Here is a 20,660-nt window from a genome sequence, read left to right as displayed (position 1 = left end):
TAACCTGCTAGAATCTCCGCCACGTTACTACAGGCGGAGATTCCCGTGCCCGACACCGTCAAGACACCCACCCAGTTCAATCAACTTCCCCACGCCGGCGTAGTACCTCGGCTGATAGCCCTACTTTACGATGCGCTGATCGTCGCGGGCCTGTGGATGGTGTATGGATTCTTCGCGATGCTGGTGGCATCGACTTTCGGCGGATTGCACTGCCAGCCGGAACATGTGGATTACACCCCCTGCGTCGGCGGCCCTCTCTACCAGTTCGGACTGCTTCTTGTCACTGCAGGCTACTTCTTCTGGTCCTGGCGCGCCGCGGGTCAGACCATTGGGATGCGCGCCTGGCGCCTGATGGTGGCCAACAATAACGGGGTACAGCTGAGCTGGTATCAGTGCTTCATCCGTGCACTGGTCGGCCCGCTATCAGTGGCATGTTTGGGCCTGGGGTACTTCTGGGGATATTTTCGCGCAGACCGCGCCAGCTGGCATGACCTGGCATCGGATACCGAAGTGCGCCAGCTGCCGAAAAAGAAGAAGAGGTAAGACATGAGGCCCGCGCGGTAGCAAAATGCGAGGGTGCCGATGCCAAGTGCGGTAGCGGTACCGCCACCACGCTGGAAATTGTTACGCCAGCGAGGCTTATCTCGCCCGCTTCAATAGCGCCCACCCCAGCAAGAAGCTCGCCAGAATCGGCACAATCACCGCAACAAACGGCGGAAATCCGAACACCACTGAAGACGGCCCGAGCATATCCTGAACCGTCTGAAAGACGATGCCCACAATCACTCCGGTAAATACCCGCAAGCCGGTCGTTACTTCGCGCAACGGCCCAAATATGAAAGAGATGGCCATCATCACCAGACCGGCGATGGTCAGGGGCTGCAGAATCTTTTTCCAGAACGCCAGCCAGTAGCGCGCAGACTCTTCGCCCTTGCGATCGAGGAAGCGACCATAGGACCACAGATTGCGCGGCGACAGATCCGAAGGCAGCGGCACAACCAGGGAAAACAGATCCGGAGACATGTCGGAGTCCCATGTGGATTGGGCTTCCCGGGTACTGCTCGCGCGCTCCGGGGTCAGACTTGTCTGGCGACTGTTCTGCAACTCCCAACGGTCATTGGCAAAGTGCCCTCGCTCGGAAAATACCACCTGTTCCAGTTGCTGTTTCTGGTCGAACTTGTAGCGGGTAATACCGAACAGGGTACCGCCCGGCAGTGCGGCATTGAAATGGACAAACTCGCCCCCCTCAAACAGCCATAAACCCTGTTCCAGACCGGCATTTTCGAACTCACTCTGGGCAATGGCACGCCGGCTCTCCGCGGTCTGGTTGGTAAAGGGAATCACCAGCTCAGCGAGGGCTAGCCCCAGAACAATCAGTACCAGCACCGGTTTCATTACCGCCCAGGCGATACGACCGATGGAGATACCCGCTGCGCGCATGACCGTCAGCTCGCTGGTTCCGGCGAGTGTGCCGAGTCCCACCATACAGCCCACGAGAGCCGAAAAGCCGAGCTGGCTATAAATACGCTCTGGCAGAGTCCACACCACATATTCGAGCATATTGGTGAACTGGTAATTACCTCCCAGATCGCCCAGGCCGTCGACAATTGCAGAAATCACATCCAGGCCGAGAATGACCATCAGCACTGCCAGGATCGCCAGAGTAACGGTACGTGCGATATAACGATCAAGCAGGGACATGCTCACCTCCCTTATCTGCACCACCATCACCGCCGCGCTTGCGCGGTTTTTTCAGGTTGCGCCCACCGAGGAGAAACAACCCGAGAATCAAAAACGGAGGATGCACCAGCCAGATGGCCCAGGCCTGCTGAATTTTGCCGTCTTCGATGGCACCACGTACCCCCTGCAGCGCCACCAGATAAACGATATACAGCAGCACCGCCGGGATCATCTTGGCATAGCGCCCCTGACGAGGATTGGTACGGCTCAGGGGAACCGCGAGAATCGCCACCACCAGTACCAGCACCGGTAGGCTGAAGCGCCAATGCAGATTCACCCGCTCACGGGGATCTTCACTTTTCCACAGAGCAGCGGTGGACATGGACTGCAGTTTTTCACTGGCCTTGGAACGCAAGCGCGGTACTTCAAGGAGCACCTCGTAACTGGAAAATGCCATCTGGCGGTAATCGCTCTGCCCCGGTACACCCTCGTAGCGGTAGCCATCGCGCAACACCAGATATCGGAGGCCGGTTTCCGGGTCTATCTGCTGTACCCCCTCACTGGCCACTGTAACGATCTGGTGATCGGTTTCGGTATCTCCGCGGGAGTTACCCAGCTCCGCGAGAAATACGTTGTGCATGGTGGAGCGGTCGTCGCTCAGCCCTTCTGCGTAATACACCGCACGACCGCCACCGGTGGCGACAAATTTCTTCGGCACCAGATGATCAAACTCATTGCGGGTCTTGTCAGCTGTCAGCAGGTGCGATGTGCGCTCGATGCCAGTGGGTGTCAGGTACAGGCTCATGGCTGCGACAAACGCCGCCACCATCAGCGCCGGCACCAGGGTATAACGGAGAAGCTGGCGCTCACTGAACCCGCAGGCGTGGAGCACGGTCATTTCACTTTCGATGTAGAGACGGCCATATGCCAGCAGAATACCGACAAAAAAGCCCAGCGGGATCACCAGCTCGAGAAAGCCAGGCAGGCGGAAACCCATCAGAGAAAACAGAATGCCGGCGGAAAGATCACCAGCTGCGGCCTCCGCCAGATACTTCACAAAACGGCCACTCATGACCATCAGCAGCAACACGGCACTGACAGCCAGGGTGGCGCCGAGTAACTCGCGGCAGAGGTAGCGGAAAATAATCACTGAACGACCAGCTTCCCTGATTGCACTGTTTGGATTGGACGATTGGAAATGCGATTCCGGTTTATTGGCATCGTCGGGTGTCAGAGTAGAACACCTGATCAGAGGTTCCCGAGCAAAGCGATGCTTCTCGGGTTAAACTTGTGCGGCGCATTATCACCAAAAAGCCCGGCAATGTCTCGGTCCGCCACTTTTTCTCTGGCCTACCGACAGCAAGACACACCCCGAGCCGCAATCTCTGGCTCGAATAAATCGTCTGCGCCCTGGCCGCGGCACGCGAATAAAACCATCAAGGAACCATTACATGCAGTTTACCGCCAAGGTCACCGACATCCTGAAACAGCGCACCGCCTGCGCGATCATCGCCGTCGACAACAAGAACCGCCTAACCGACAGCGGCAGCGCACTGGACAAGGCAACCGGTGGCAATCTGGCCAAGCTCCTGAAACGCGGCGACCTGGACAGCACCACCGGCAGTACCCTGATGGTCCCCAACCTGGACGCTGGCGCCGAGCGCGTGCTGCTGGTACGCAGCAGTAAAGCACCGATCTCCCAGGCAGAATTCCGCAAGCTGGCCAACAACAGCGGCTGCGCGGTCAAATCCCTGAAAGACGCCACCTCTTACCTGACCGAAGTCTCCGTAAAAGACGCCGACGCCACCTGGCAGGGCGCACAGCTCGCACTCGCCGCCGGCCTTGCCAGCTACAAATTCACCCGCTGCCACAGCGACGCCAAGCCCAACCCCCTGGCCAAGTTCACCGCCCACGCGCCAGATAAAAAGCAGTTGAAGGCCCTGCAGAAAGGCGTGGAGATTGGTGGTGGTCAGGCCCTCGGTAGCAACGTGGCCCGGGAACTGGGCAACCTGCCCGGCAATATCTGCACCCCCAGCTACCTGGCGAGCGAGGCCAAAGCACTGGCGAAAAAACACGCAAAACTCACAACCGCCGTTCTCGACAACAAGAAAATGGAGTCCCTCGGCATGGGCGCCTTTATGAGCGTGGCCAAGGGCAGTGACGAACCAGCGGCGATGATCGCCATGAACTACAAAGGCGGTAAAACCGGCCAGAAGCCGATTGTGCTTGTAGGCAAGGGCATCACCTTCGATACCGGCGGCATCAGTCTCAAGCCCGGCGCCATGATGGACGAAATGAAGTTCGACATGTGCGGCGCCGCCAGCGTCTTCGGCGTGATGAACGCCCTGGTGGAAATGAATGCTCCGGTCAATGTGGTGGGCGTAGTCGCCGCCGCAGAAAACATGCCCAGCGGTCGTGCCAGCAAGCCCGGTGACATCGTCACCTCCATGAGTGGCAAGACCATCGAGATCCTCAACACCGACGCGGAAGGTCGTCTGGTGCTGTGTGACGCCCTGACCTGGGCCGGCAAATTCAAGCCCAGCGTAGTGATCGACGTCGCCACCCTCACCGGCGCCTGCGTGATCGCCCTCGGCCACCACGCCACCGGCCTCTACGCCAACCAGGACAAGCTTGCGGAAGAGCTGATCGCCGCTGGCGAAACCACCGGCGACCGCGCCTGGCGCATGCCGTTGTGGGATGAGTACCAGCCCATGCTGAACTCCAACTTCGCCGATATGCAGAACATTGGCGGCCGCGAAGCCGGCTCCGTTACTGCGGCCTGCTTCCTCGCCCGCTTCGCCGAAGACTACAACTGGGCCCACCTGGATATCGCCGGCAGCGCCTGGAAATCCGGCGCCGCCAAAGGCGCCACCGGACGCCCGGTTCCGCTGCTGCTGCAATACATTCTGAATAAAAAATAATTACCCCGATTAATCCGGAGTAAAAACGCTGATGCGAAGGTGCAGGGGCTGGTGACGATTTGCGAGACCGTACGCGGCCCGGATGGCCGCGTCCGAGCCCCCATGGATGGGTTATCGGGGGGGGCGCCTAGCTCGTGTCTCGCGAATTGTCACCGCCGCCTTCACCGCCACTGCAATAGCTACACCGCTCCGGAACAACCCCCGTGGCGGCGCCGCTACCCGGTACAGCTTTGTGAAACACGCCGTAAACCCATCCCTGGGGGCTCTTCCGCGAGGTCCCTCTCGCGGAAGGTTTCACAAAGCTGCACCGGGCATCGGCGCCTTCGCAATGACCATTTGTGTATTGAAAGCGATCGCCGATGACCCGTATCGACTTCTATGTTTTGGCCTCAGAGAATCCCGATGAGATTCAGAACTTTGCCTGCCGCCTGGCCGAGAAAGCCTTCCGCAGCGGTTTGCGGGTACTGATTGCTGTTGATAACGAGCAACAGGCCAAGCAATTTGATGAACTGCTGTGGACCTTCAGGGAAGACAGTTTCCTGCCCCACGCCCCGCAGAACCTGGATCAGCAGGCCGCCATCGAAATCAACAGCGGCGAAGACCCCGGCCAGCACCACGGACTCCTGATCAACCTTTGTACAGAAGTGCCCGGCTGGTTCAGCCAATTCGACCGCCTTGCCGAAATCGTCTGCCAGCACCCGGACTCCCTCGCCCGCTCAAGAACGCGATACAGTCACTTCCGCGACAGGGGATATCCGTTACAATCCCATAAAATCGCCCATTGATCAGAGCCCGAGCCAAGCGCCATGTCCGGCCGAAAGAAGAATAGAAAGCACCGCCACGGTCAGCCGCCCCACGAATTGCTCAGCGAGCTTAACTCGCTGCACGAGCTGCTCGGCAGCGATATGGAAGCGGATATTCCTCTGCTGGACCAGGTCGCCAGCCCCAATGGCAGTAACCGCCCTGCCCCACCACCGGTACTCAAGCCCGTATCAGCGAGCACTCAACAGCCGACACAGCAAGCCGCACCGCTGGCACCTCCGCGACCGCTGGAGGAAGCCGATCTGCCAATCCTGTTCAGTCCTATCGACGAAGAGCTCACCGAGGAATACGCACCAACCCTGAGTGACGCGGATCGTGAACTCCTGCGCCCACTGCAGGATCTCCCCCGGCCCGCCGGCCGAGACGAACCTGCCCCGGTCGCGAAGCAAGCCTCGCCGCAGCAGTCCCCGCAAGCGGCCTCCGAGGCCCGTGCAGAGTTTCAACCCGGGCTTTTCGACGCACCGCGCAAAGAAGTCCAGCCGCAGGCGCAAAGCCCCAAATCACCAGCACCGTCCAGCACAGCACATGCCTCTAACGCGGCAAAAATACAGAAGCCCGTGGAGACGGAAACCGGCGGAGACGTGAAAACCGCGGAAAAGGTGCGGGCCGCCGCCCCGCCTCTAGCCCGGGCCGCAACAGAAAACCCGTTTCTGCCACCGCATATCCGCGCACGCCTGACCGGTGGACGTATCCCCAAACCGGAGGCTGAGGTCACAGTATCGGCCACGGAGTCTCAGCCGGAAGCCGAACATACAGGTAAGGCCGCATCTGAGGACGAGCCCGGTATACGCGAACAGCTGATCGAACAGCTGATGGCCGAGCAGTTGCCCGAGCTAGAGCGACAGTTGCGTGCCAATATCACCGCCCTGGTGGACGAGATCTATCCGGAAGAAAGCTGAGCTCGACGAGCACCCGGCGCCACTCCTTTGCCCTGCCCGACCCCAGCGGTATAATTCCGCCCCTTTTATTTATTCAATGCCCCCGGAACCGATAGTGACCGGGCGGCCAGCCCATATAACGCAAGGCATTCCCCAGCGCATGGACAAGACATACCAGCCCAACGCCATCGAACAACAGTGGTACAAAACCTGGGAAGAGAACGGCTATTTCAAGCCCTCCGGCGACACCCAGGCCACTCCCTACTCCATCATGATTCCGCCACCCAACGTCACCGGCAGCCTGCACATGGGTCACGGTTTCCAAGAATCCATCATGGACGCGTTGATCCGTTACCACCGCATGAAGGGCGACAACACCCTGTGGCAGGTAGGTACCGACCACGCCGGTATCGCCACCCAGATGGTGGTGGAGCGTCTGCTGGCAGCGGAAGGTAAAAATCGCCACGAACTGGGCCGCGACAAGTTCATCGAGAAAGTGTGGGAGTGGAAGGAAGAGTCCGGCGGCAACATCACCCGCCAGCTGCGTCGCCTCGGCGCCAGCCCGGACTGGTCCCGTGAGCGCTTCACCATGGACGACGGTTTCTACAAGGCGGTGCAGGAAGTGTTTATCCGCCTGTACGAAGACGACCTGATCTACCGCGGCAAGCGCCTGGTGAACTGGGACCCGAAACTGCACACCGCCATTTCCGATCTGGAAGTGCTGAATGAGGAGGAACAGGGCAGCCTGTGGCACTTCCGCTACCCGCTGACCGATGGCTCCGGCCACCTTGTGGTCGCCACTACGCGCCCGGAAACCATGCTCGGCGATACCGCCGTGGCGGTGCACCCGGAAGACGAGCGCTACAAGCACCTGATCGGCAAGACCATCACCCTGCCGCTGGCCAATCGTGAAATCCCGATTATTGCGGACGATTACGTGGACCTGGAATTCGGTACCGGCTGCGTAAAGATCACCCCGGCCCACGATTTCAACGACTACGAAATGGGCCAGCGCCACGATCTGGAAATGATCAATATCCTGGACCAGGACGCCAACCTGAACGAAAACGTGCCGGAAAAATATCAGGGCATGGAGCGTTTCGCCGCGCGCAAGCAGGTGGTGGAAGATCTGGATGCCCTGGGCCTGCTGGAAAAAATCGAACCGCACACATTGAAAGTCCCCCGCGGCGACCGCTCTGGCGTCGTAATCGAGCCATGGCTCACCGATCAGTGGTATGTGAAAACCCAGCCGCTGGCCGACGAAGCCATCAAGGTGGTGGAAGACGGCCGCGTGGAGTTCGTGCCGAAGAATTACGAGAATATGTACTTCTCCTGGATGCGCGATATCCAGGACTGGTGTATCTCCCGTCAGCTGTGGTGGGGCCACCGCATCCCGGCGTGGTACGACAACGACGGTAAGGTTTATGTGGGCCGCTCGGAAGAAGAAGTGCGTGAGAAGCACAACCTGGGCGATATCGAACTGCGTCAGGACGAAGACGTACTCGATACCTGGTTCTCCTCCGGCCTGTGGACCTTCGGCACCCTCGGCTGGCCGGAAGAAACCCCGGAGCTGGCGGCGTTCCACCCGACCTCGGTACTGGTTACCGGCTTCGACATCATCTTCTTCTGGGTCGCGCGCATGATGATGCTGACCCTCTACTTCAAGAAAGAAGTCCCGTTCAAAACCGTGTACGTACACGGCCTGGTGCGTGACAGCCAGGGCCAGAAGATGTCCAAGTCCAAGGGCAACGTACTCGATCCCATCGACCTGATCGACGGTATCGACCTGGAAAGCCTGGTGGCCAAGCGCACCTCTGGTATGCAGGTGCCACACCTGCGCCAGAAGATTGAAAAGCAGACTCGCAAGGAGTTCCCCGAAGGTCTCGCCGCCTACGGTACCGACGCCCTGCGTTACACCTATTACTCGCTGGCCTCCACCGGCCGCGATATCAAGTTCGACGTGGGCCGCATCGAAGGCTTCCGCAACTTCTGCAACAAGATCTGGAACGCCTCCCGCTATGTGCTGCAGAACTGCGACGGCCACGACTGCGGCCAGGATGGTAGCGAAGATTTCGAGCTGAGCATTGCGGACCGCTGGATCATTTCCCAGCTGCAGCGCACCGAAATAGCCGTAAAAGAAGCCGTTGAAAGCTACCGCTTCGACCTGGCTTCCCAGGCCCTGTATGACTTTGTTTGGAGCGAGTACTGCAGCTGGTACCTGGAGCTGTCCAAGCCGGTACTGTGGGACGACAACGCCAGCGACGCGATCAAGAAAGGCACCCGCCGCACCCTGATCCGTGTTCTGGAAACCATCCTGCGCCTGGCGCACCCGCTGATGCCGTACATCACCGAGGAAATCTGGCAGCGCGTGAAGGACCTGGCGGGCAAGGCCGGCGACACCATCATGCTGCAGCCCTACCCGGAAGCCAATGCGCACCGCATTGACGAGAATGCCGAAGCGGCCATCGCGTGGCTGAAAGGGGTGATTGAAGGCGTGCGCAATATTCGCGGTGAAATGAATATTTCCCCGGCGAAGAAGATCCCGCTGATCCTGCGCGGCGGCTCCGAGCACGATGAAGACCTGCTCAAGCAGACCCGCAGCCTGCTCACCAAACTGGCGAGCCTGGAATCCATCGACTGGCTGGCAAAAGGCGCCGAAGCACCGGCCTCCTCCACCGCTTTTGTCGGCGAGCTGGAATTGCTGGTGCCCATGGCCGGCCTGATCGATGTGGAAGCGGAAAGTGCGCGGGTTCAGAAGGAGCTGGACAAGCTGGACAAAGACCTGAAACAGGTTGCCGGCAAGCTGCAGAACCCGAACTTTGTGGACAAGGCACCGGAAGCGGTGGTGAACAAGGAGAAGCAGAGACTGGCGGACCTGGAAAGCACCCGCACGCGCTTTGTCGAACAGCTGGAATCGCTGAAGAACCTGTAAACGAGTGGGTTGTTTCACCGAGAGGCCCATGCGGAATCTTATGTAGTGATTCCCATGGGCCATCGATATTCTCGCCCGTCATCCCGGCCTTGAGCCGGGATCCAGAATTGCACGATGCCCAAAGCTCAGCACTGGATACCGGCTTTCGCCGGTATGACGGTCATTAAGCTAAAGGCTATTTATAGCGCTAAGGGCTTAGCCGCAAAATAATCCATCGAATAAGCCACCCGTTCATCCACATTTTTTTCCAGCTGCTCCAGGTCCATATTCTCGATATGCTCCAGACGCGTGCGCAAGCCGACTCCGTTGGCGATCTGGATCGCGAGCCCGGGGCGCGCATTGGCTTCCAGCAGCAGCGGCCCGCGTTTGCGGTCCAGCACGATATCACAGCCGAGATAACCGAGCCCGGTCATTTCGTAACAGCTGGCGGCTAGCCGCACCAGCTCTTGCCAGTCCGGTACTTCCAGGTCCGAAAATGGCATCTGGGTATCCGGGTGAATATCCACCCGTATCCCCCGCTGCACCGCGTGTGAGGCCTTGCCCGTGGCGAGATCCACGCCCACGCCAACCGCCCCCTGGTGCAGGTTCGCCTTGCCATCGGAGTCGTGGGTGGAGCAACGGAGCATGGCCATTACCGGGTAGCCACGGAATACGATCACGCGAATATCCGGCACCCCCTCAAACGAGTACTTGTCGAAGATGGGGTCGAAATCCACCAGAGCTTCGATCATTACCCGGTCGGGCTTGCCGCCGAGGCTGTAAAGGCCGCTGTGGATATTGCTCACGTGGCGCTGTATATCCAACGCGGTGACTTGATTGCCGGAGGGCTTTACATAGTGTTCCCCGTCGCGCCCTACGATCACCAGAATACCCTTGCCGCCAGAGCCGCGTGCCGGCTTGATCACGAACTTATCCAGTGGCTCGATCACCTCCATTACCCGCGTACGACTGGGCTGGGTTTCAAAGGCGGCGATCAGTTCGGGGACGGGGATACGATAGCGCTTGGCTTGGCGCTTGGTATTCAGCTTGTCATCGACAATGGGGTACTTGTCGCGGTCGTTGTAACGCGCAATGTAGTGCACATTGCGCGCGTTCATGCCCAGCACACCGAGCTTTCTCAGCGCAAACGGTGAGACCAAACCTCCGCGAAAGAACGACGGCAGATGCATCAGCGCACCAGCTGGCGGAACCGCGCCAGTTCACCGAGCCGATAACCGGTGTAGTTACCGACAATCATGATAAAGCCCAGCAATACCAGTAACAGCTCAGGGAAGTTGAAGGTCCAGTGCTCGATATAGCGATTGGTCATCACCCACCAGGCGATCACCGCCACCAGCAGGCTGCCACCGGCCTGCACCACCACTTCGTAGGGGCCGTCTTCTTCCCACACGATGGACATACGCTCAATGGTCCAGGCGAGAATGATCATCGGGAAGAAAGTCACCGTCAGCGCCTGCTCGATACCGAGCTTGTAACTCACCACACTGATCGCCCCCATCAAGATCACCACCGTGACCACCACCGCGGCGATCCTCGCCACAAGGAGCAGGTTAAGCCTGCTGAGATAGAAACGGATCCACAGGCCGAGGATCAGGATCAGGACGAAAATCGCGAGGCCGGTAAACAGCTGGGTTTCGATAAAGGCGATGGCCAGCAGCACCGGCATAAAGGTACCGGACGTGCGCAGCCCCACAAATACCCTCAGCAGCACAACCACCAATGCACCTACCGGCACCAACAGGATCAGCTTGAAGATACTCTGCTGCTCAATGGGCAGGCTGTAGATGGAGAAATCCACCAGCGCTTCTTTCTCCTGGCTGGTACTCAACATGGCCACATCGCGGGCAGGTACATCATTGGAAATTACCGAGAAGGTCACGCCGGAGTTCCGGCCGCCCTCCACATCCAGCAGGCTCTTGCCCCCGCGCTGCCAGATAAAGAAATTTTTCGGTACGCCGGGGGAGCCGCTTTGAGGCTCGAACACGATCCAGCGCTTGCCATCGTATATTTCCAGCAGGTCTTCCGGGTCCAGACGGCGACGATCGTCTTCCAGGTACAGCCCGCGAATGCGGTGTGCGGGGATATCGGCGGCGGCAAGTACCAGCAGTGCCACATCCACAAAGGAGCGATTTTTGTAGTACCCGAATATCAGGTTACTGTCCTGGTTGCGGTTGTCACTGAGCGCGGTGAGTAATTCAGAGGTGAAAGTACTGGTATCGGAGGAGCGCTCACGCGCACTGCCAACCAGGGAATAGATCGCCTGGCGCACCGCTTCCTGTTCGGCCGCTCCGAGCAATGGTTTGACAACCTGGGTACTAAGATCCAGCGGCTGCTCCAGCGCAGCGCCGGGCGTCTGGTGTACATCCAACTGGTAAAACAGCGACTGTACGCCACTGGCCTGACGCTTGGCCCAGACCGCACGATACTCGTCGTCCTCGCTGATGATATTGAAACCGTAACCGGAGGAACTGAAGGTTTCCCCCAGCACTTCCATATTGCGCTGCTCGCGGGGCAGGGTCAGCGCCGCCTTGGCGGGACCGCCATCGGCCGTGAAGCGCACCTTGGCCTCAATGGTCCACACGGTACGGTATTCACCGGGCAACAGTGGGAAGCCCAGTTCGACATTTTTATAGATGGTAAGGCCGGCGCCCATCAGGGCGAGAATCGCGGCGAGAATATAGACCTGAGCCCGTGGCGACATTCGCCATTCCCCGTTTCAAAATGGATTGCAGCTTTTGGCCGCGTATTTTGCCGATTACCGCAAGTTCTGCCAGTAACCGCGCCACATTTCCGAGGCTTACCCGACAGTGATCACGGATTATTTGCCAACTACCGACACAGAACCATTGCCCTGGACCAGCTTGCGGCTCACATCGACCACCGCCGCATCTTTGAGGAAGTTCCGCCCGACCAGCAGCGGGAAGTCAAACTCCCCCCGCTCCACCAGGTTCACTTCCACCATGTGGGTCACCTCCCCAATGGTAAGGCTCATATTGACTACCGGACGACGCTGACGATCAAACCCCGGTCGCGCGACCCGTACATGACGCTTGATGGGAAGCTCGATTTTCACCGGCTCTCCATCGCCACCATCAGACAGGTCGAAGCGCACCCAATCGCTACCGTCACGCTCGAACGGCGTCAGCGCCACCACACTCAGTGAGCAGGTTGCAGCACCGGTGTCCACCAGCGCTTTGAGCCGCAGACCACCGGGCTCAACCACAAAATACTCCTCCGAGCCTAAAACGAGCTTGTCTTTGGCAACCGGGACTTCGACGATTTTCTCGAACTTGCGCTCGATCACACGCTCCACAACTTTCACTTCTGGCTCGGCACACACCACCGCTTCCACGGGCGGGCATTGACCGGCAGCGTCCGGAGCCACCTGCGCGGCAGGGGTATCTTCGAAGACGTTGGGGGCTTGCGGAGAGGCCGGTTCCGACGGACGCAGCGTCTCACAACCGGCCAGCAGCTGAACAAGCAGCAACAGGGAAATAAAAGGCAAAAACCGCATCTGTTCTTATTACTACCTTAGGGCGCGGGATCGGCCCTTTGCACTGTTATCAAGTAATCCTGGCGGTATGACAGCGGGTGCTCCTTGCACCCTGAATTTTGCAAAGCCCGGATATTACCTTATCCACTTCACAACTGCACCGGGGGCCCGATCACCCTTTTCACGGGTGGGGCGCACGCCTGGAGGAAAGAGTAGCCGGCAATCGGCGAGACGCGATGGTACCAACTGGTCACAACGAATCAAGCGACATTCAGCGAAATACGACCCGGGAGAGGCTCAGCCGCGAACCAGTCGCTCGTCAATTTCGGTCAGTTTGGCAACCAGAATCGCACCCGACAGACTGCCGCCGCGGAAGTGCTCCTCTGCCATAGGGGCGATACCGCACTGCTGTGGCAACGGTTGTTCAAATTCCACCAGATGGCTCATGCGTGCCAGGAATACAAACTGCAACCACTGCGGAAAGGTCAGAGTGTCCACACAGAAGGGCTGAGTGCTGGCGAGGGCCTCGGCGCTGGGCGGGGTGTCTTCCCAGAGATCAAGGGCGCGCAGCTCCGCTTCGATTTCCAGCAGCAGGGTAGCTATATCCGAATAGATAGACTTCATAACAGGTAACTTTCCAGTCGATTGAGGGGCCCAATCAGCGGACACAATCAACGAACTAACTAATGGCGCGCCTGAACGGCGGAAGCGAGTCCAGCATGGCACGGCCATATCGCTTGGTGACGATGCGGCGGTCCAGCAGGGTGATGGCGCCGCTGTCCCGCTCTGTCCGCAGCAGACGACCACAGGCCTGCACCAGTTTCAACGCCGCATCCGGTACCGTAATCTGCATAAACGGGTTGCCGCCCTTGGCTTCTATCCATTCCGCCAACGCGGCCTCAATTGGATCATCCGGTACTGCAAATGGTAGTTTGGCAATAATCACATGACGGCAATAATTACCGGGCAGGTCGAGCCCTTCCGCGAAACTGGCAAGACCGAACAAGACACTGCGCCCACCCTTGTCGACACTTTTTTTATGGCTCTCCAGCAGTTGCTGGCGGGATTGTTGCCCCTGCATCAGTATGCGGTTGCGCCAGGTTCCCGGCAGGGACTCGTACACCGTTTCCATCTGCCGGCGGGAAGCAAACAGTACGAGAGCCCCCCCCTCTTCGTCCGCCGCTAACAGGTCCGGCAAGGCCCCGATCACCGCATCGGTATGCAGGTCCGCATTGTTGGCCTCCACCGCATCTTTCGGCACACGCAATTCCGCGCGGGAGAAATCGAACGGACTGGGCACAACCTCGTAACTGGCGTTATCCGGTGTGCCTGCGCGCATTTTGAGCCGATCAAAACGTCCCAGGGCGGTGAGTGTGGCCGACGTCAGCACGGCGCCATAGCAGCGGCGCCACAGACTGTATTCCAGAGTTTTGCCGGCGAGGATCGGCGAACTGCACACTTCGAAATCAAAGGAACCGCCCCAGTCCACCAGGGTAATCCAGCGGGCCTGCGGCACAGAGCCCTGGTCTTCCCGGGAGTAATTTGCCCACAACTGTAAATTTGCCTCGGCACGCCCATGCCAACCGCCGAGCACCGGATACCAACGCTCCAGATCGACAATTGGCACCGGACTGTGGGCATCTTCCATCATGCGCTGGACCACCTGCACCATTTTGCCGAGCAGCGCTTCCATTTCATCGAAGTCCTCGCGCAACTGATCGGCCAGCTGCATCAGGGGTTCCGGTACCACGCCGCCTTCAAAGCGGAAACGGGCACTGCGAGACTGCTGGCCGCCGCGGCCGCGCTCCTCCTCGAATTCGCACAGGTCTTCAATCAGCGGCCAGGCCATTTCCAGCTTCTGCTTGGCGGAAGCGAACAGCGCGGGTAAGTCCTCGCCGGCGCGATCCAGCTCGCCGCCATCACCGATCTCCCCCAGTAACTGACTCAGGTTTTTATTGGCCTGATCCAGCCAGCCGGTGGTGGCTCCCACACGGCTGTGGTGGGCAAAGTGATTAAGCGCCTTGTCCGGCAGGTGGTGGGCCTCGTCAAGGACGTAAATAGAGTCTTCCGGCGCCGGCAGAATAGCGCCACCGCCCAATGCCAGATCCGCCAGCAGCAGATCGTGGTTGGCCACGATCACGCGGCTTTTGCCCAGGCTTTCACGGGCGCGGAAGAAGCTGCAACTGCTCACATGGGGACAGCGACGGCCGCTGCACTGGCGGTGGTCGGTAGTGACGCGGCTCCAGTCTTCCCCCTCCAGGGTGTCTTTCCAGTTATCGCGGTCGCCGTCCCAGCGGCCGCTGGCCAGCTCATCGGCCATTTCCCGATACAGTTTGACGCCCGCCTCGTCCACCTGGGGCTTTTCATCCTCGTACAGGGCAAGGGAGGCTCCAACACCGCTGGAGGTGAGCTCGGTAAGCAATTGATCCAGTTTTGATAAACACAGGTAGCGCCCGCGGCCCTTGGCCAGTGCCACATCGAATTTAAGCCCGGAATGACGCACCAGCTCCGGCAGATCCTTGAGGATGATCTGCTCCTGCAGGGCTACGGTAGCGGTGGAGACAACGAGGGTTTTGTCGTGGGCGATGGCCATGGGGATGGCCGCCAGCAGGTAAGAGACGGTTTTACCGGTACCAGTGCCCGCCTCCACCACACAGATATGCTGGCCGTCGGTCTTGCCGTGGTCGCGCTCACCGGCGCCGTTGCGCTCGATACCGCCCAGGGTGCGGGCAATCGCCGCAATCATCAGTTTCTGGCCGTAGCGGGCTTTCAGCTCGCGGCCGTTGAGAAACTGACGATAGGCGTTCTGGATGGATTCTTTGTCTTTTTCGCTGAGCACTGGGGACCGACTGAACCTGCACTAAAGGAGTAAATCAGCCGGGCATTATCCATGCTTGCTTAGGATTGCGCCAATCAGGATTCCGCTCACTGCTCGAAAGCGAGCCGCGAAACCACCGGGTTTGCGTACCCCTGGATGGCCTTGTCCCGCCAGCGCTCGTCAATGGCAGCCATACGCTGCTCGAATTGCTCGCGGATCTCCTGGTGCTCATCCGGGTGCCAGGGCTTGGGGGGATAGCCCACGGGTACCTGAGGCGCTTCCCCATAGATCATCTGATAGGCAATCAGGTTGGTAGGGTGCAGCACATAGTTGCCGATAATCTGACGATCGATCTCGTCCGCAAGCGCCGCTACATCATTGAAATCTTTCTCGATCGGGGTGCCGAAGGCCGCGTGGATATGGCCCTTCTTGCCAACAACGCCCTTGCCGATGCTGCCGAGATCTTCGTGGGCTTCCTTCTGGTACTCGTCCTGGTGTTCCTTGATGTACAGCTCGCGGGCCTTGTAGCGGTCACAGGGGTCCCACTCGTAGGAAATGGACAGGGGAACAATATGCAGCTCACGCCAGAAGTCGGCGAATGACTGCTCTTTGGGCTTGGCCATGGCAAACATCGCCGCCAGCGCCGGGTTGGTGCGGTCCAGGCCGTCTTTGGCGCGGCCAGCGCGCTGGGCGATCCACACATGTTCATTGTCATTGACGATGGAGTGGTGGATGTATTTCGACAGGGTCGTGGCCGCGGTCAGTTTTTCGCGGCGGCTACCGGAACTGCGCTTAACCACAAAACACTTGTTGAGTTTCATGATGTCCGAGGCAAACTGCTTCGACAACAGGTTATCGCCGATGGCAATACGCGAGGTTTCATGTCCCTCCTTGAACATGGCGAGAATCGCCAGCGCAGGGTCCATGGCAATATCCCGGTGGTTGCTTACGAACAGACACGCGCGGTCCCGCGGCAGAGTATCCAGGCCGGAGATGGTGAGGCCGCAACTGGTGCGGTTGACCGCTTTCTCCAGATACTTGGCGATGACTTCCTGCACGCCGCGCACATTATTGGCGTTGCGGAACTCAAAACGCACGAACTGGCGTACCAGCCAGGCGAGGGGGCGCTCCAGCTTGCTGGCCGCGCCGGGGAGCAGGAAATGGGCCACCACCCGGGACATTTCCGGGTCTTCTACCAGGCGGCGCAGCGCGGGGCGCACTTCGTCGTCCCGGTAGGGGCGGATTTCATCAAACTGACTGGGGTCGATATTTCTCGCATTCATGGAGTAGTGCTACCTGCCAACTTCAGCGCGCCGAGGATTCGGGCCCGCCACGCTCTGGCTCATTCTTATTTTGGCCCAGCCTGCACCCTCCGATACCTGACCGGGGGCATTGCCGGGCGAAACCGGCGCAGAACATACCGGATGCAGCGGCGAACTGCCAGCGCCAGTGGCGACTCGCAGGTAACCTGCGGGCCTTTGCCACTACCAGCCTCACCGGCATCACTATAGACATATGCGGAGCCCGCCCCGAGAATAGACCGCTTTATAACAAGAAACTGACCTGGCTCCCTGGTCACAAGCTGAGAGCCGGATACTTGCCTGCCACTAGGAGACCGCCTTGAGTCACACCAGTTCCAGCGAGTCGCATCACGACTCCCGTACACCCAGCTTGCTGGATGCCCTGATCCCGCTCCTGATCCTGATCGCGCTATTATCCCTGTCGGTATATTTTTATGGCGCCGATTCGTCCTACGGCCCCAATCAGATTGCATTACTGCTGTGTGCCGGTGTGGCTTCGTTGGTGGGCATGAAAAACGGCTTCACCTGGAAGGAAATGGAAGGCGGTATGCTACACGGCATGAGCCTGGTGTTCGGCGCCATCCTGATCCTGTTGGCGGTGGGGGCTCTGATCGGCAGCTGGATTCTCGCCGGCACCGTGCCGTCAATGATCTATTACGGGGTGCAGATGCTCTCACCCCAGTGGTTCTACGCCGCCAGCTGCATTATCTGCGCGGTTGTCGGCCTCAGCATTGGCTCCAGCTGGACCACCGCCGGCACCCTGGGTGTAGCCCTGATGGGGATCGCCGCCGCTCTTGGCCTGAACCCGGCAATCACCGCCGGTGCGGTCATCTCTGGAGCCTACTTTGGCGACAAGATGTCGCCACTATCCGATACCACTAACGTGGCAGCCGCCGTCACCTCCAACGACCTGTTCCTGCACATCCGCCACATGCTGTGGACCACCATTCCGGCGTTTACCATCGCGCTTGTGGTCTTCGCCGTCATCGGGCTTAGCTCCGATACCGGCCACGCCTCCGCGGAAGATATCCAGACACTGCTTGGCGCTCTGCAGGATGAGTTCAGCATTTCTATCGTGAGCATGTTGCCCCTGGCACTGCTGTTGGCGATGGCGTGGAAGAAAGTACCCGCTTACCCCACGCTGATAATCGGTGCGCTGGTTGGCTGTATGATCGCGATGATTTTCGAGCCCAACGCCACTCGCCAGCTGGCCGGCGGTGAAGGGCCGCTGAGCCTGCTGAAAGGCGCCTGGCACAGTCTGTTCGACGGCTACAAGTCCACCTCCAGCAATGAAGCCGTGGCCTCTCTTCTCTCCAAGGGCGGCATGAGCAGCATGCTCAATACCATCTGGCTGATTATTTCCGCGATGGCCTTCGGTGGCGTAATGGAGCGCGCCGGCTTCCTCGAGCGAATCGTCAACTGGGCGTTGTCAGGCGTGAAGACGGTGGGCGGTCTTATCACCTCAACGGTGCTCACCTGCTTCGGTATGAATGCCGCCGCTGGCGACCAGTACATGGCCATTATTATTCCCGGCCGTATGTTCCGCGAAGCCTTTGAAGGCAAAGGCCTGCACGGTCTGAATCTGTCGCGCACCCTGGAGGACTCCGGCACCATAACCTCGGTACTGATTCCGTGGAATACCTGTGGCGCCTATATGAGTGCCACCCTCGGTATTGCCACTTTCACTTACGCGCCCTTCGCCCTGTTCAATATTATCTGTCCGCTGCTCGCCATCGCCTACGGCTGGCTGCATTTCAAACAGATGCCTCTGGGCGTGCAGCAACCCTTACAAGATGCCGAGAAAGCCTGACGTACCCAATGGCCAACACCTTAACCGACCTGATTACCGACGCGGACTTTGATCTGCGCTGGTTCGACCTGGGGCGCCGTGTGCGCCCGGTTTCCAGAAAGTCCGCGCAAGAATTTGAAAACGGCGCCGCCCCGTGGCCCCACCCCTATTTGCGTCACGCCTGGTGTGGTCTGCTCTTGACCCCACGGGAAACCGACAAGGAAAGTGCTGCAGAACCCGCAGTGTGGTTCCTGCGCCTCCCGCTGGATGAGCAGGGAAAGTTACTCCTGCCGATCCGCGACCGCTTTTTACGGGAGCTGCAGCAGGCGCTCATACCGCAGCAACAGGGCGCCCCAGCCCCGGCCAAGGCCCTGCAGCAGGCGCTGGAACACAGCGGACTGATGTTTACACCCGCCGCGGACAAGCGTGCGGTTTTCCACGCGCAAGCGGCGAAGCTGCTGGGACGCCCTGCCAGCGACCACTACCCCGCCGCCAGGGCGTACGCCAAGGATCCGGCCGCGTTTCCCTGGGAGCAACTGGCTCTACAAGGTCTGGCGGATCTGGCGGTGCGCTGGGGTAAGGAGCAGGACAATCTGGCAGTGAATCTACCCCGCTTTGCCGCGCCGGCTCTCATTTCTCTGTGCCAGTGCCTGGAGAGCGAGGCCATTGACCACCAGCTGACAGGCCCCCTGATTACCCGCGCCCGGCAATCCCTTGAATCTGCATCTCCGGATTTCACCCTGGTAATCGCCGTTATTCGCGGCGTATCACACAGCACGGCAGCGGGTATGCGGCGACAATTTCTGACATGGCTCCTAGAGCAGGATCCCGCTGGTGCCGCCACTCAACCAGAAGTGCTTGCGGCTATTGGCAGTCGCTGCAGTGACGACCTTATGGAACCGGGCCTGGCAAAAAGCTGGCTGGAGCGTCTCAGCGCGAGCCAGCCCCAGGAAACCTTCAATCTGCTGCTGACCGATTTGCTGTTTCTTCCCCAACTGCGCAACGTGCTGCTGGGTGTTTTGCGCCACCCGCAGCGCCAGGAATCGGTGGCTGTCTCTTTCGGTCGCTTCTTGCAATCCGGTACCTGAGCCGCCACCGCTTCACTTTTATTCCGCAAAAAAGTGCCCCACTGACACCTCCCGATTTACGCGTATAAAAAAATGCGCGTAAATCTACGAGCTTTTATCTGCATTTTCCCGGCCATTTTTCAATTTCTGGCGCCGCCTTCTTCGCTACATCACAGCAAAGAAGGAAAAAAAATTCTTTTTCACTTTACTGAAAAAAAATAATACCCACTCTGCTGCACCGCAGAGCGGCTGCTAAACGCAATTTGGCGTTTAACCCTTTAAATTCAGGCCCACAGGGACGACAAACTGGCGGCGTTTTTATCCTGAATTCACCTGTGGCGGCTATTTTAACCGCGCGCCTATTACACTCCATTGGGCGGTATGTTTGTAGAAAAGATTTTTACAAAGCACACCAAACAGGTGACGTTTTATTGTCTATGCTATTGACTAACATCAACGGAAAGGAGTTAGGGGATGAATTTCACTCCAGCCAAGTACTTAACCGGAATTATTTGTGCACTGGTCCTCGCAGGTTGTTGTGCACCGGCTCCGATGCCGGCCGCCTGCCCTCCAGGATCAGAGCAAATTCCGACCTCCATGGCTTGTCCTGCGGACGCGGATTGCTGGATGGCATCCGATAATGTTCGCTGCATGAAAGTGGTTAAATAACCGCTCTCAGACAGGTTCATGCAAATGCCGCTTTTCGAAGCGGCATTTTGCATTCTGCCCTCCGAGATTTATTCCATTCCGCTCTGCAAGCTCCGGCTTCCCTCTTCTCACGCGGCTCAACCACAACGCATCGACTCAGTTATCGGTCGACCGCTCTGTAACTTGTGGCTGTTTTGCTGCACCGTAATTGCACACGCAAAACCGATTGGCATCACACTGGCCGCACTGCGTATTTGTCGCTAATATCAGCAGTTTTCCTGCCGAACATAAATTTTTTTTCAGCGAAGAAC

The 20,660-nt window shown here is 58.9% G+C and carries 16 protein-coding genes; 7 read left to right on the top strand and 9 right to left on the bottom strand.

Translation table 11 applies throughout. The features are described from left to right. Positions 1-45: 45 nt before the first annotated feature. Positions 46-543 carry an RDD family protein gene (locus AAFH99_RS07790; protein ID WP_043317237.1) on the top strand — a complete coding sequence of 166 codons (498 nt, stop codon included), beginning with the start codon at positions 46-48 and terminating at the stop codon, positions 541-543. Between the two features lie 96 nt (positions 544-639). Here the strand turns inward: AAFH99_RS07790 and lptG are convergent, their stop codons facing one another. Beyond that, on the bottom strand, positions 640-1,701 hold the full coding sequence (gene lptG, locus AAFH99_RS07785) for an LPS export ABC transporter permease LptG (RefSeq protein ID WP_406829102.1): 1,062 nt from the start codon (positions 1,699-1,701) through the stop codon (positions 640-642). Then, complete coding sequence (gene lptF / locus AAFH99_RS07780) at positions 1,688-2,830, bottom strand: LPS export ABC transporter permease LptF (RefSeq protein WP_043317241.1); 1,143 nt, start codon at positions 2,828-2,830, stop codon at positions 1,688-1,690. Before lptF ends, lptG begins: the two co-directional genes overlap by 14 nt. A gap of 301 nt (positions 2,831-3,131) precedes the next feature. On the opposite strand from lptF, the gene AAFH99_RS07775 reads away from it, so the two are divergent. The 4 genes from AAFH99_RS07775 (at position 3,132) to AAFH99_RS07760 (ending at position 9,233) form a co-directional block, all read left to right on the top strand. After that, the gene (locus AAFH99_RS07775; RefSeq protein WP_406829101.1) at positions 3,132-4,601 is read left to right on the top strand and encodes a leucyl aminopeptidase; all 1,470 of its coding nucleotides are present in this window, start codon (positions 3,132-3,134) and stop codon (positions 4,599-4,601) included. 359 nt (positions 4,602-4,960) lie between these two features. Continuing rightward, positions 4,961-5,386 carry a DNA polymerase III subunit chi gene (locus AAFH99_RS07770; protein WP_081847964.1) on the top strand — a complete coding sequence of 142 codons (426 nt, stop codon included), beginning with the start codon at positions 4,961-4,963 and terminating at the stop codon, positions 5,384-5,386. Between the two features lie 21 nt (positions 5,387-5,407). Then, a complete protein-coding gene (locus tag AAFH99_RS07765) occupies positions 5,408-6,322 on the top strand; it encodes a hypothetical protein (protein ID WP_406829100.1) in 915 nt (304 codons plus the stop codon). A gap of 139 nt (positions 6,323-6,461) precedes the next feature. Then, a complete protein-coding gene (locus tag AAFH99_RS07760) occupies positions 6,462-9,233 on the top strand; it encodes a valine--tRNA ligase (protein ID WP_406829099.1) in 2,772 nt (923 codons plus the stop codon). A 179-nt stretch (positions 9,234-9,412) separates the two neighbouring features. Here the strand turns inward: AAFH99_RS07760 and AAFH99_RS07755 are convergent, their stop codons facing one another. The 6 genes from AAFH99_RS07755 to AAFH99_RS07730 all read right to left on the bottom strand — a co-directional run bounded on the left by AAFH99_RS07755 (position 9,413) and on the right by AAFH99_RS07730 (position 16,827). After that, positions 9,413-10,402, bottom strand: coding sequence for an alpha-L-glutamate ligase-like protein (locus AAFH99_RS07755; RefSeq protein WP_051687001.1), 990 nt, complete (start codon positions 10,400-10,402; stop codon positions 9,413-9,415). Further along, a complete protein-coding gene (locus tag AAFH99_RS07750; RefSeq protein WP_043317250.1) occupies positions 10,402-11,934 on the bottom strand; it encodes an inactive transglutaminase family protein in 1,533 nt (510 codons plus the stop codon). Before AAFH99_RS07750 ends, AAFH99_RS07755 begins: the two co-directional genes overlap by 1 nt. Positions 11,935-12,051: 117 nt before the next feature. Next, positions 12,052-12,747 carry a RimK/LysX family protein gene (locus AAFH99_RS07745; RefSeq protein ID WP_051687002.1) on the bottom strand — a complete coding sequence of 232 codons (696 nt, stop codon included), beginning with the start codon at positions 12,745-12,747 and terminating at the stop codon, positions 12,052-12,054. Positions 12,748-13,023: 276 nt separating this feature from the next. Beyond that, positions 13,024-13,350, bottom strand: a complete 327-nt coding sequence (locus AAFH99_RS07740; RefSeq protein ID WP_043317251.1) for a YqcC family protein — start codon at positions 13,348-13,350, stop codon at positions 13,024-13,026. Positions 13,351-13,405: 55 nt separating this feature from the next. Next, positions 13,406-15,565 (bottom strand): ATP-dependent DNA helicase DinG, encoded by a 2,160-nt coding sequence (gene dinG, locus AAFH99_RS07735; protein WP_406829098.1) that lies wholly within the window; start codon positions 15,563-15,565, stop codon positions 13,406-13,408. A gap of 86 nt (positions 15,566-15,651) precedes the next feature. Further along, on the bottom strand, positions 15,652-16,827 hold the full coding sequence (locus AAFH99_RS07730) for a 1-acyl-sn-glycerol-3-phosphate acyltransferase (RefSeq protein WP_043317255.1): 1,176 nt from the start codon (positions 16,825-16,827) through the stop codon (positions 15,652-15,654). Positions 16,828-17,164: 337 nt separating this feature from the next. Here AAFH99_RS07730 and nhaC point away from each other — a divergent pair, with 337 nt between their 5' ends. Further along, positions 17,165-18,655, top strand: a complete 1,491-nt coding sequence (gene nhaC, locus AAFH99_RS07725; protein ID WP_043317257.1) for a Na+/H+ antiporter NhaC — start codon at positions 17,165-17,167, stop codon at positions 18,653-18,655. An 8-nt stretch (positions 18,656-18,663) separates the two neighbouring features. Continuing rightward, positions 18,664-19,722 carry a DUF3549 family protein gene (locus tag AAFH99_RS07720; protein ID WP_406829097.1) on the top strand — a complete coding sequence of 353 codons (1,059 nt, stop codon included), beginning with the start codon at positions 18,664-18,666 and terminating at the stop codon, positions 19,720-19,722. Positions 19,723-20,168: 446 nt separating this feature from the next. On the opposite strand, the gene AAFH99_RS07715 is transcribed toward AAFH99_RS07720, so the two are convergent. Continuing rightward, positions 20,169-20,423 carry a hypothetical protein gene (locus AAFH99_RS07715; RefSeq protein ID WP_043317261.1) on the bottom strand — a complete coding sequence of 85 codons (255 nt, stop codon included), beginning with the start codon at positions 20,421-20,423 and terminating at the stop codon, positions 20,169-20,171. Between the last annotated feature and the right edge of the window lie 237 nt (positions 20,424-20,660).

Source organism: Microbulbifer sp. ARAS458-1 (assembly GCF_045348205.1).
Classification (GTDB): domain Bacteria; phylum Pseudomonadota; class Gammaproteobacteria; order Pseudomonadales; family Cellvibrionaceae; genus Microbulbifer.
Note: the sequence above shows the minus strand (reverse complement) of the source record. Positions and strands in the feature narration are given on the sequence as shown.